Origin of the sequence: Aeromonas caviae, assembly GCF_000819785.1 — a bacterium.
GTDB classification, from domain to species: domain Bacteria; phylum Pseudomonadota; class Gammaproteobacteria; order Enterobacterales; family Aeromonadaceae; genus Aeromonas; species Aeromonas caviae.
This window is the reverse complement of sequence record NZ_CDBK01000068.1, coordinates 19,908-31,701: the sequence shown is the minus strand read 5'-3', so window position 1 is coordinate 31,701 and position 11,794 is coordinate 19,908. Positions and strand designations below refer to the sequence as shown.

Sequence of the window (11,794 nt, the reverse complement as noted above, 5' to 3'; positions counted from 1 at the left end):
AATCAGCGCCGCAGCGATGTTCGATAAAAGGGGAATATAAGAGTGAATAAATCTCAACTGATTGACAAGATTGCAGACGGTGCTGATATCTCCAAAGCTGCCGCTGGCCGTGCGCTGGATGCCTTCATCGATGCCGTGGGCGAAGCCCTGAAAGAGGGTGACCAGGTTGCTCTGGTTGGTTTCGGTACTTTCGCCGTTCGCGAGCGTGCAGCCCGTTCCGGCCGCAACCCGCAAACTGGTGCGACCATCGAAATCGCTGCCGGTAAAGTTCCTGCCTTCAAAGCCGGCAAGGCCCTGAAAGACGCGGTCAACTAAGCCGGTCGCTGATATCTATCGGCACCGTCCTTGGTCTCTGACCAGACAAGTGAGAGGGCTCTCCCTCATACTGCTTGACCAAGGCGCATCGCAATCGGTGCGCCTTTTCATTATTTACGCCCATCGAGTTCGGGAGCATAAGTACAAACATGATGTTGGATAAACTACGCGAAGGGGCGCAGGGCAAGGTAGCCAAGGTTATCTTGGGCCTGATCATCCTCTCCTTTGCCTTGGCCGGCGTAGGCAGCTACCTCAATGGCCCGGCACGTACCGCCCCCGCCACCGTCAACGGCAATGACATCAGTGCCCCCGCACTGGAGAATGCCTACCGCAATGAGCGGGCCCGCATGGAATCCCAAATGGGTGAGGCCTTCAACCAGCTGGCCGCCAATCCCGATTACATGAAACAGTTCCGCCGTGGCGTGCTGGACCGTCTGATCGATCAGGCGCTGATCGATGACAAGGCCCGCTCCCTGGGTCTGCGCGTCAGCGATGAGCAGATCAAGCAGGCCATCGTCGCCATGCCCGAGTTTGCCGAGAACGGCAAGTTCAGCAATGACCGCTACCTGCAGCTCATTCGCCGAGCCGGCATGACCCCCGAGATGTTCCGCGACTCCCTGCGCCAGGACATGGTGCGCCAGCAATTGATGGGCGCCGTGCTGGGATCGGAGTTCGCCCTCAAGGGGGAAGCCGAGCAACTGGATCGTCTCTACAACCAGACCCGTGACCTGCGCCTGATCCGTCTGGCCGCTTCCGCCTATGTGGACGGGATCGAGGTGAGCGATGCCGAGGTGGAGCAGTTCTACAAGGCCAACAGCGCTCGCTTCATGAACGACGAGACGGTCAAGGTCGACTATCTGCTGCTCGATGCCGCGAACCTTGGCAAGAACATCAAGGTCACCGAGCAGGATGCCCAGGATTACTACGACCAGCATCAGGATCTGTTCCAGCGTCCCGAGCGCCGTCAGGTGGCGCACATCCTGATCCCGTTTGGCAAGGATGAAAAGGCCGCCGAGCAGAAAGCCGAGGCCGTGCTGGCCAAGGCCAAGGCGGGTGACGATTTCGCCGCGCTGGCCAAGGCCGACTCCTCCGATACCTTCTCCGCGAAGAAGGGCGGGGAACTCGACTGGTTCGAGAAAGGGGTGATGGATCCTGCCTTCGAGAAAGCCGCGTTCGCGCTGGCCAAGGCCGGCGATCTCTCCGCCGTGGTGAAGAGCCCGTTCGGCTTCCACATCATCAAGCTGCTGGGAGTCGAGCCTGCCAAGACCAAGCCCTTCGTGGACGTGATGAGCGATACCATCGCCCGTCTGCAGTCTGAGAAGGCCAAGGAGCAGTTCTTCGCCGAACAGCAGAAGATGGCCGACAGCAGCTTCGAGAACCCGGACTCCCTGGACTTGACCGCCGAAGCCATGGGCCTCCAGGTGCAGTCCACCGGCTATTTCAGCCAGGCCGATGCGCCGGCACCGCTCAATGATCCCAAGGTGCTCTCCGTGGCGTTCTCCGAACAGCTGCGCGATGACAACACCAACTCCGACGTGATCGAGCTGGCCGACGGCAAGGCGCTGGTGCTGCACATCATGGGTCACCAGCCGAAGGCGGCCAAACCGCTTGCCGAGGTGAAAGAGCAGGTGATCACCGCCATCAAGCACGACAAGGCCAGTGAAGTGGCCCGTGGCAAGGCCCAGGGTCTGCTGGACAAGCTCAAGGCCGGTGAGAACGTTCAGGCCGACCTGACCGCGCTGGGTCTGAAAGTGGATACCCATACCGGCGTATCCCGTTTTGCCCAGGAGATGGATCAGAACCTGGTGACCCAGGCGTTCCGCATGCCCCATCCGACCGATGGCAAGCCGAGTGTCGAGCTGGTGACCGAAGCCAACGGTGATCGTGTGGTGGTGGCGCTGGACAAGGTCAACGTCATCAAGGAGCCATCCCAGATGGTGAGCCTGCTGCAAGGTCAGCTTGGTCAGGGCAAGGCACAGGCTGACTACAAGTCGCTGATCGACGAGCTGCGCAAGGCGGCCAAGATCGAATACTTCACCGACGTGGAAGCCACTGTCGAGTAAATCAGCCTCACGGCCCCAAGTGTGAAAACGGCTCCATGATGGAGCCGTTTTTTTGTGCCATCAACAGCCAGGCAGAGCGGGCGGGCGCAGGAGGGAAGGGGCCAGGCACGGGCTTGTGCTGCCTATCCTGGCTGGGGATGAGCGGGACAGGTGTATGACAGCGCGCTGTACTCTTGCTCTCCCTATCCCCAATCCTTCTCTTGCTGTGGGGCGTGATCAAGGAGGCATAAAAAAACCGGCGCACGAGGCGCCGGTTCTGATCGCTTTGCTTGAAAGCAGAGGATTACACCACACCCTGGGTGCGCAGGTAATCCTCGTAGGTGCCGCCGAAGTCGCGGATGCCGTCTTCGGTCAGTTCCAGGATGCGGGTCGCCAGGGAGGAGACGAACTCGCGGTCGTGGGAGACGAAGATCAGGGTGCCCTTGTACATCTCCAGCGCCAGGTTCAAGGATTCGATGGATTCCATGTCCAGGTGGTTGGTCGGTTCATCCATGATCAGGATGTTGGGGCGCTGCATCATCAGCTTGCCGAACAGCATCCGGCCCTGTTCACCACCGGAAAGCACCTTGACCGGCTTCTTGATGTCGTCCTGGGAGAAGAGCAGACGACCCAGCACGGAGCGCACCGCCTGCTCGTCTTCGTTCTCCTGCTTCCATTGGGCCATCCAGTCGAACACATTGAGATCGGTGTCGAAATCTTCGGCGTGATCCTGGGCGTAGTAGCCGATCTGGGCGTTCTCGGACCACTTGATGGTGCCGGTATCCGGTGCCAGGGCACCGACCAGCGTCTTGATCAGGGTGGACTTACCGATCCCGTTGGTACCCAGGATGGCGACCTTCTCGCCCACTTCCAGCATCATGTTGAGCCCCTTGAACAGGGGACCGTCGCCATAACCCTTGGAGACGCCTTCGATCTCCAGGATGTTGCGGTAGAGCTTCTTGTCCTGCTCGAAGCGGATGAAGGGGTTCTGACGGCTGGAGACCTTTACTTCCTCAATCTTGATCTTGTCGATCTGCTTGAGGCGGGAGGTAGCCTGGCTGGATTTTGAGGCGTTGGCGCTGAAGCGGGAGACGAAGGATTGCAGATCGGCGATCTGGGCCTTCTTCTTGGCGTTGTCGGCCAGCAGGCGCTCGCGGGCCTGGGTGGCAGCCAGCATGTACTCGTCGTAGTTGCCCGGGTAGACCCGCAGCTCGCCGTAGTCCAAATCCGCCATGTGGGTGCAGACGGAGTTCAGGAAGTGACGGTCGTGAGAGATGATGATCATGGTGCTTTCACGATCGTTGAGCACCTGCTCCAGCCAGCGAATGGTGTTGATGTCCAGGTTGTTGGTCGGTTCGTCCAGCAACAGGATGTCGGGGTTGGAGAAGAGCGCCTGCGCCAGCAGTACCCGCAGTTTCCAGCCCGGGGCCACTTCGCTCATCGGACCGTTGTGCTGCTCGATGGGAATACCGGCACCCAGCAGCAGCTCGCCTGCGCGGGATTCGGCGGTGTAGCCATCATACTCGGCGACCAGGCCTTCCAGTTCGGCGGCCTTCATGTAGTCGTCGTCGGTCGCTTCCAGGTTGGCGTAGATGGCATCGCGTTCGGCGATGGCGGCCCACAGCTCGGTGTGGCCCATCATGACCACGTCCAGTACGCGCATCTCTTCGTAGGCGAACTGATCCTGGCGCAGCTTACCGATGCGCTCGTTGACATCCAGGCTCACATTGCCGCCGGTGGGTTCGAGATCGCCGCCGAGGATCTTCATGAAGGTGGACTTGCCACAGCCGTTGGCACCGATGAGGCCGTAGCGGTTGCCGCCGCCAAACTTGACGCTGATGTTCTCAAACAGCGGCTTGGCGCCGAACTGCATGGTGATGTTGTTGCTTGAAAGCACTGGAATGTCCCGGTTGGTCTGTCAAATGGCGCGCATTATGGCACAGATCCCCTGAAAGTTTTAGCAGGAACTGTGATCTGGCCCCATTGCAGGGGGGAAGGTTTCACGACCAGGCCGGCAACGGGCTCCGGCCTCTCTTGCAGAGGGGAGGCGAGGGGGCGGTCATTAAAAAAGCCGGCACTGGGCCGGCTTGGATGCGTGGGATGCCACTTAGTGGGCGGAGGCGCCGGAGGCACCGAGCCCGGTCTGGGAGCGGACGAACTGCGGGAAGAACTTGGCATGCTCGTCGGAGGCTGCCTGGGACTTGTCGGTGACCGAGAAGAACCAGATCCCGATGAAGGCCAGCCCCATGGAGAAGAGCGCCGGGTATTCGTAGGGGAAGATGGCCTGGGCATGACCCAGTACTTTCACCCAGACGGTGGGGCCCAGGATCATCAGGGTCACGGCGCTGATGAGGCCGAGCCAGCCGCCATAGACGGCGCCACGGGTGGTCAGGCGGGACCAGAACATGGAGAGGAAGAGCACCGGGAAGTTGCAGCTCGCCGCGATGGAGAAGGCCAGGCCCACCATGAAGGCGATGTTCTGCTTCTCGAACAGGATGCCAAGGCCGATGGCGACCACACCCAGCACCAGGGTGGTCATCTTGGAGACGCGCAGCTCGTCGGCCTCGTTGGCCTTGCCTTCCTTGATGACGCAGGCATAGAGGTCGTGAGAGACCGCGGAGGCCCCCGCCAGGGTCAGCCCGGCCACGACCGCCAGTATGGTGGCAAACGCCACGGCGGAGATGAAGCCCAGGAACAGGCTGCCGCCCACCGCATCGGCCAGATGGACCGCCGCCATGTTGGTGCCCCCCAGCAGGGCGCCGGTGGCGTCCTTGAAGTCCGGGTTGGTGCTGACCAGCAGGATGGCGCCAAAGCCGATGATGAAGGTGAGGATGTAGAAGTAGCCGATGAAGCCGGTGGCGTAGAACACCGATTTACGGGCTTCCTTGGCATCGCTCACGGTGAAGAAGCGCATCAGGATGTGGGGCAGACCAGCGGTACCGAACATCAGGGCCAGCCCAAGGGAGATGGCGGAGATGGGGTCGGCGACCAGGCCGCCCGGGCTCATGATGGCCGCACCATTGGCATGCACCTTGACCGCTTCGCTGAACAGGGTCCCGACGTCGAAGTTGACGGACTTCATCACCATGATGGCCATGAAGGAGGCACCGGAGAGCAGCATCACCGCCTTGATGATCTGTACCCAGGTGGTGGCTAGCATGCCGCCGAACAGCACGTAGAGCACCATCAGGATGCCGACCAGCACCACGGCCACGTGGTATTGGAGGCCGAACAGCAGCTCGATGAGCTTGCCGGCACCGACCATCTGGGCGATGAGGTAGAGGGCGACCACCACCAGGGAGCCGCTGGCGGAGAGGCTGCGCACCGAGGTCTGCTTGAGGCGGTAGGAGGCCACGTCGGCAAAGGTGTACTTGCCGAGGTTGCGCAGCCGCTCCGCGATCAGGAACAGGATGATGGGCCAGCCCACCAGGAAGCCGATGGAGTAGATGAGACCGTCGTAGCCCGAGGTATAGACCAGGGCGGAGATGCCGAGGAAGGAGGCGGCGGACATGTAGTCACCGGCGATGGCCAGACCGTTCTGGAAGCCGGTGATGCGCCCGCCGGCGGCGTAGTAGTCGGAAGCCGAGCGGTTGCGCTTGGAGGCCCAGTAGGTGATGAACAGGGTGGCGGCCACGAAGACCACGAACATCACGATGGCCGAGATATTGAGGGGTTGGCGTTGCACCTCGCCGCTGATGGCGTCGGCCGCCAGCAAGGGGGTGGAGATCAGACCTGCCAGCGGCAGCAGAAACTTGCCTTTCATGATTGCGCTCCCTTGAGGATCTTCTGGTTCAGCTCGTCGAACTCGCCGTTGGCACGAAATACGTAGATACCGGTCAGCACGAAGGCCGATACGATGAGGCCAATCCCGACCGGGATGCCACGGGTGATGCTGGAGCCTTCGCTCAAGGGGGTGCCAAGCCAGCCAGGTGCAAAGGCGATGAGCAGGATGAACGCCAGGTAGAGCCCCAGCATCAGGATGGAGAGGGCCCAGGCGAAGCGCTGGCGTTTGGCGACCAGTGCCTGGAAGTTGGGATCTTGCTGGATCCGAAGATACGGTTGCTGTTCCATTGCAGTTCTCCATGACAGTGAATGTCAGCGGTGGATGAGGGGTTCCCTACCGGACAGCACGGCTGTCCATGTAAGCAAAATGTGAATTAAATGTTATTTGTGGACAATTAGACTTTGGGATAAGCCAGGGGGCCGCCCTGATGCAGGCGTACAAAGACAAGGGCGGCGGTGACGGCATCGCTCAGGGCGTCGTGAGGGGGCAGGGCTGGTAGCGCCAGATGGCGACAGATCGCGGCCAGGTGCAGATCGATGGCGGCGTCGGGATAGCGGCGATAGAGGTGATCGTGATAGAGGCGGCTCACCTCGATGCCGCGCTGGGGGAGGGTGAGCCCCCACAGCCGTTGGCAGGCGAGGTTGAGAATGCGCAGGTCATAGGCGATGTGATACCCCACCAGCTCACGGGGGCCGATGAACTCCAGCAGCGCGCGCAGCGCGGGCTCCAGTGCCATGCCCTGTTGCAGATCCTGATGGCGCAGGCCGTGGATCACCACGGACCCGGCGCTCAGGCTGGCGGGAGCCTGGACCCGGATGGCAAGGGCATCGCCCGTCTCTATCCGGTTGCCCCGGATACGCACCGCCCCGATGGAGACGATCTCCGCCAGCGCCGGATCCAGGCTGGTGGTCTCGAAGTCCAGCGCCACCCACTCGTCGCCAGCAGGGCGGGCAAAGAGCGGGGCAAACTCCCCCTCCCGAAACGTCCTGCCAAGCCAGCGGCGGCGCCAGTGCATCCACATCGCTATTGCCTAAGACGAAAGTGCAAGGTGAGCCATTGCTGGAACTTCTTCACCTGGTGCAGGGCATGGCGCAGCAGATCCCGCTCTGCGGGGCCGAGGTCGGCCACCCGCACCCGTCCGTCTCCCTCCTGCAACTGGCTGCGCAGCCGAAGCCGCATGAACAGCCGGAAGGCCTCCGCCAGATTGGTGCCATAGTCCCGGCTGAGGCGTCCCTGGCCCACCAGGGCCTCGATGCGTCCTGTGGTCGAGGTCTCCAGGATCCCCGCCTCCAGGGAGAGCACCCGGACGCCGTGGACAAGGGGGAAGAGTCCGCCACGCTTGAGATCCAGCCCCTCCGGGGCTTGCTCCAGCCTGCCAAAGAGGGTGAGGGGGGCGTGAAAGGCGACGGCTGCCCTTGCCATCTCCGCCAGCAGATCCGGCCGGTCGGCGAGGCAGGCCCGCAGGTGGCGGGCGACGGGGGCGAGCCGGGCGCGATCTCCCGTGATGGCCTGGGCATCGGCCAGGGTGGCGAGCCAGAGCAGATCCGCTTCGCTGGCGCGCACACAGGCCTGCTCTATCCCTTGCAGCCAGCCGTCAAGCGGCTTCACCCAGGCCGGGTTGTTGACCATCACCCTGCCCGGGCAAGGGGGATAACCCAGGCGCGCCAGCAGGGCGCTGAAGGCGGCCAAGTCGGCCTGCTGGGTCGGCCAATGCAGGCCATCTCGCAGGATCAGGGCATTGTCCTGATCGGTTTTCTGGATCTGCTCGCCACGCCCCTCCGACCCCAGCATCAGCAGGCACACCTGCTCTTGCTGCGCCGCGGGGATCACCAGGGAAAAGGCCTTGGCGATCAACTGCTCGTTGATGGTGGCGATGAGCTTCATCAGGAACAAGGTGTGGATCCCCTGGGCAAACAGGGAGCGAATGAGCTGCTGCTGCTCCCGGGCGACCGCCTCGAGGGTGGTCGGGGAGTCGGCGCGGGCGATGCGCAGGGTCAGCACATGGGAGTGGGTGGAGAAGAGCCCGAGCACCTGGGTCAAATGCAGGATGCCTGCCACCTCCTGCCCCTGCCAGATGACCAGGCGCTTGATGCGGTGGCGGGTCATCAGCAGCAGGGCATCGAACAGATAGCTCCCCAGTGGGAGACCCGTCAGCGGGGTGGGGGTCAGCACCGCCAGCGGCGCACTGAGCGGCAATCCCTTGAGGGTGAGGGCGTGGAGCAGGGTCTTGCGGGTGGCCAGGCTCAGGCTGCCGTCTGCTCCGGGATAGAGCAGACAGTCGGTGCACCTGGCCACCATGGCCTCGGTGGCGGCCAGGAGCGAGAGGCTGCTTTCCACAATGAGCGGCGCCTGCAGATGGTCGGGAGCGATACGGGTCAGGATGAACTCCGCCAGGTTCTGCTGTCCGAGCTGACTGCGCCGCTCCTGCTCCCGCTGGCGTTCCGCCAGGGTGGCGGTGAAGTAGCGGGCGATATGGGGGTGCGCGTCGCACAAGGCCAGAAAGACGGGGCGGGGAATGAGCTGGCAGAGAGTATCTTCCAGGGCGGCGAAACGGTGGCGGCAGTGCCCGTCAAACTGGGCACGGACGTCAAACATGTCCCCCTCGCCATAGTCCCCAAAGGATTGATGGGGGGCTGACTCTTCCACGGCCCCCTTGATGATGAGGTAGAGCCCGGCGGGCTCCTCCCCGGCGTGCTGCACCGTCTGGCCCGCGCGAAAGTAGCAGATGCTGAGGTGCTGACCGAGCCGCTGGCGTGCCTCCTCGTCCAGGCCGTCGAACGGTGGACGGGCAAAATTGAACAGAAGTGACATGAGAGGCTCCACCGTGACCATGGGGCCAGTCTGACAAAGGCTCCACCACCGGGCCAGCCGACTTTAGTCGCAGGCCCGGGGCGGCCTCCCTGTACCTGCCCATAACACTCTGGTAACGTTGTGGTATGACCAGTTGAATCAAAGGACGAAGACGGAGATGGAAAAGCCAAGGGTCAAATGGGTGTTTCAGGAGGGGATTGCCGAGGTGATGCTCTGCCGGGGGGACAAGCTCAACGCGCTGGATCGGGCCATGTTCGACGCCATCGACGAGACGCTGAACGCGGTATCCCGGCAAAAAGGGTTGCGGGCCGTGATCCTGCACGGGGAGGGGCGGGCGTTCTGCGCCGGGCTGGATGTGAAATCCATGCTGAGGCAGCCGGTGGCGGCGCTGGAGATCCTCAAGCGCGAGGCGGACGAGGCGACCAACCTGGCCCAGCGGGTGGCCTATGGCTGGCATCAACTGCCGGTGCCCGTGATTGCGGTGACCCAGGGGGTCTGTTTTGGCGGCGGCCTGCAGATAGCGCTCGGCGCCGATTTTCGCTTCAGCACCCCGGATTGCCGCTTCTCGGTGATGGAGATCAAGTGGGGCATCATCCCCGACATGAGCGGCAGCGTCACCCTGCGCAACCTGATGGGGATGGATACCGCCATGGAGCTTGCCATGAGCGGGCGCGAGCTGGAAGCCAGCGAAGCCAAGTCCCTCGGCCTGGTGAGCCGGGTGTGCGCGGATCCCCTGGAAGAGGCGCGGGCCTTTGCCCGGACCCTGATCACCAAGTCGCCGGATGCGCTGGCGGGGATCAAGCAGCTCTACACCCAGGCCTGGGCTTGCAGTGACGAGACCATGCTCAAGGAAGAGACCCGGTTGCAGAGGCAGATCCTGGGGCGCCCCAACCAGTGGCGGGCGACCCTCAACAGCCTGTTTCGCTGGCGCCTGCCGTTCGGACCCCGCCGCAACGCGCTCTGAACCGGCGCTCACTCTCAAGAGAGCACAAATAAAAATGGCAGCCTAGGCTGCCATTTTGTTTTCTGTTTAGGGGTCAACGCTTCAGGTGGACTGACGGTCCGGTTCGAAGGGGTGACCGGATTGCTCCTGCTCCAGGTTTTGCTCGGAACGGCGGCCGGTCCAGTAGTCGGCGTTCTTGATGCCGAGCTTTTCTGGATGGAACACGGGATCCAGTCCCATTGCCTTCTGGGCCTCATAGTCTTTCAGACAGGCGAAGGCGGGCTTTTGCAGCATCAAAATGGCGCCGATGTTGAGCCAGGCCATCAGGCCGACGCCGATGTCACCCAGACCCCAGGCCAGATCAGCGGTCTTGACGGTGCCGTAGACGGTGGATGCCATCAGTGCAATCTTCAGCAGGAAGGTGAGCCAGGGGCGGTTAATCTTGCGATTGACAAAAGCGATGTTGGTTTCGGCGATGTAGTAGTAGGCCACGATGGTGGTGAAGGCGAAGAAGAACAGGGCGATGGCGACGAAGTAGTTGCCAAAGCCTGGCATCATGCTCTCCATGGCGGTCTGCACATAGCCTGGGCCGGCGGCCACGCCGGCGATGCCGGTGTAGAGGGCGGCACCGTCCGGACCCTGCACGTTGTACAGGCCGGTGATGAGCAGCATGAAGCCGGTGGCGGAGCAGACGAACAGGGTGTCGATGTAGACGGAGAACGCCTGCACCAGACCCTGCTTGGCCGGGTGGCTCACCGCGGCGGCGGAGGAGGCGTGCGGCCCCGTCCCCTGGGCGGCTTCGTTGGAGTAGACCCCGCGCTTGACGCCCCACATGATGGCCAAGCCCAGAATGGCGCCGAAGCCGGCGTCCATCCCGAAGGCGCTCTTCCAGATGAGCAGGATCACGCCCGGCAGCTGGCCGATGTTCAGGGCGATGATGACGCAGGCGACGATGATGTAACCCAGCGCCATGAAGGGCACCACGGTACTGGCGAAGTTGGCGATGCGCTTGACGCCGCCGAAGATGATGAAACCGAGCAGCAGCGCCAGACCGGCGGCGGTCACGTTGGGGTCGATGGCAAAGGCGGTCTGCAGGCTGGAGCCGATGGAGTTCGCCTGTACGCCCGGCAGCAGCACGCCGCAGGCGAAGATGGTGGCGATGGCGAAGGTCCAGGCGTACCACTTCATGCCGAGCCCCTTCTCGATGTAGAAGGCCGGACCGCCGCGATATTCACCGTTGATCTTCTCCTTGTAGACCTGGCCCAGGGTGGACTCCACGAAGGCGGAGCTGGCGCCGAGGAAGGCAACCATCCACATCCAGAACAGGGCGCCCGGGCCGCCGAAGGTGATGGCGGTGGCCACACCGGCGATGTTGCCGGTACCGACGCGACCGGCCAGGGTCATGGCCAGGGCCTGGAAGGAGGAGACGCCCGCATCCGTACTCTTGCCATCGAACATCAGGCGCACCATTTCCTTGATATGACGCAGTTGCAGGAAACGGCTGCGCAGGGAGAAGTAGAGGCCTACCCCCAGACACAGATAGATGAGCGCTGGGCTCCAAATCACGCCATTGATGGCATTGACGATCTCATTCATGTACAACAACTCCTTTGTTGCGCTGTCTTGGCGAGGTCTATATGCCTCGCTCCCTTAACATTGAAATATGCGGTGACCAAGGGGGTCACTCAGGATTGTGCGGGACTTTCGACTGGTTAGTCCGCGGGATTTAACATATCGGTTTGTTCAGGGCCTTCCTAGTGAAAAGTGTTGTGGCTTTGTTAATTTGTGAATTGACATTAACAAATGGTGAATGGAACTGGACAAGATTCGGTACATACCCATCATCTGCCGCTTTGCCATGCCCAGAGGGCTGATTGGGGTAATGCAAATAGGAGGCCA

9 protein-coding genes are annotated in these 11,794 nt (G+C 62.2%); 3 read left to right on the top strand and 6 right to left on the bottom strand.

Annotated features, from left to right (window positions below; genetic code table 11):
- Window positions 1-42: 42 nt before the first annotated feature.
- Together hupB and ppiD are read left to right on the top strand one after the other, a co-directional pair.
- Window positions 43-315, top strand: coding sequence for a nucleoid-associated protein HU-beta (gene hupB, locus BN1120_RS10760; RefSeq protein WP_005315375.1), 273 nt, complete (start codon window positions 43-45; stop codon window positions 313-315).
- A 149-nt stretch (window positions 316-464) separates the two neighbouring features.
- Complete coding sequence (gene ppiD, locus BN1120_RS10755; protein WP_042016078.1) at window positions 465-2,378, top strand: peptidylprolyl isomerase; 1,914 nt, start codon at window positions 465-467, stop codon at window positions 2,376-2,378.
- Between the two features lie 283 nt (window positions 2,379-2,661).
- Here ppiD and BN1120_RS10750 read toward each other — a convergent pair whose 3' ends face one another.
- From BN1120_RS10750 to BN1120_RS10730, 5 genes are all read right to left on the bottom strand, one after another.
- The gene (locus tag BN1120_RS10750; protein WP_010674576.1) at window positions 2,662-4,254 is read right to left on the bottom strand and encodes an ABC-F family ATPase; all 1,593 of its coding nucleotides are present in this window, start codon (window positions 4,252-4,254) and stop codon (window positions 2,662-2,664) included.
- Between the two features lie 210 nt (window positions 4,255-4,464).
- Window positions 4,465-6,120: a cation acetate symporter gene (locus tag BN1120_RS10745; protein WP_039039048.1), complete on the bottom strand. Its 1,656-nt coding sequence runs from the start codon at window positions 6,118-6,120 to the stop codon at window positions 4,465-4,467.
- Complete coding sequence (locus BN1120_RS10740) at window positions 6,117-6,428, bottom strand: DUF485 domain-containing protein (RefSeq protein ID WP_042016077.1); 312 nt, start codon at window positions 6,426-6,428, stop codon at window positions 6,117-6,119. The genes BN1120_RS10745 and BN1120_RS10740 overlap by 4 nt, the downstream gene beginning before the upstream one ends.
- Window positions 6,429-6,535: 107 nt before the next feature.
- Complete coding sequence (locus BN1120_RS10735; RefSeq protein ID WP_029314461.1) at window positions 6,536-7,162, bottom strand: 3'-5' exonuclease; 627 nt, start codon at window positions 7,160-7,162, stop codon at window positions 6,536-6,538.
- A 2-nt stretch (window positions 7,163-7,164) separates the two neighbouring features.
- Window positions 7,165-8,952, bottom strand: coding sequence for a putative nucleotidyltransferase substrate binding domain-containing protein (locus BN1120_RS10730; protein WP_042016076.1), 1,788 nt, complete (start codon window positions 8,950-8,952; stop codon window positions 7,165-7,167).
- Between the two features lie 157 nt (window positions 8,953-9,109).
- Here BN1120_RS10730 and BN1120_RS10725 point away from each other — a divergent pair, with 157 nt between their 5' ends.
- Entirely contained in the window at window positions 9,110-9,916 is an 807-nt protein-coding gene (locus BN1120_RS10725) for a crotonase/enoyl-CoA hydratase family protein (RefSeq protein WP_042016074.1), read from the top strand.
- An 81-nt stretch (window positions 9,917-9,997) separates the two neighbouring features.
- Here BN1120_RS10725 and BN1120_RS10720 read toward each other — a convergent pair whose 3' ends face one another.
- Window positions 9,998-11,491: an alanine/glycine:cation symporter family protein gene (locus BN1120_RS10720; RefSeq protein ID WP_039039053.1), complete on the bottom strand. Its 1,494-nt coding sequence runs from the start codon at window positions 11,489-11,491 to the stop codon at window positions 9,998-10,000.
- Window positions 11,492-11,794 lie beyond the last annotated feature (303 nt).

Coding starts and splice junctions, on each gene's coding strand:
- BN1120_RS10740 (WP_042016077.1), bottom strand. CDS start 6,428: ATGGAACAGCAACCGTATCTTCGGATCCAGCAAGATCCCAACTTCCAG.
- BN1120_RS10730 (WP_042016076.1), bottom strand. CDS start 8,952: ATGTCACTTCTGTTCAATTTTGCCCGTCCACCGTTCGACGGCCTGGAC.
- ppiD (WP_042016078.1), top strand. CDS start 465: ATGATGTTGGATAAACTACGCGAAGGGGCGCAGGGCAAGGTAGCCAAG.
- BN1120_RS10720 (WP_039039053.1), bottom strand. CDS start 11,491: ATGAATGAGATCGTCAATGCCATCAATGGCGTGATTTGGAGCCCAGCG.
- BN1120_RS10745 (WP_039039048.1), bottom strand. CDS start 6,120: ATGAAAGGCAAGTTTCTGCTGCCGCTGGCAGGTCTGATCTCCACCCCC.
- BN1120_RS10725 (WP_042016074.1), top strand. CDS start 9,110: ATGGAAAAGCCAAGGGTCAAATGGGTGTTTCAGGAGGGGATTGCCGAG.
- BN1120_RS10735 (WP_029314461.1), bottom strand. CDS start 7,162: ATGTGGATGCACTGGCGCCGCCGCTGGCTTGGCAGGACGTTTCGGGAG.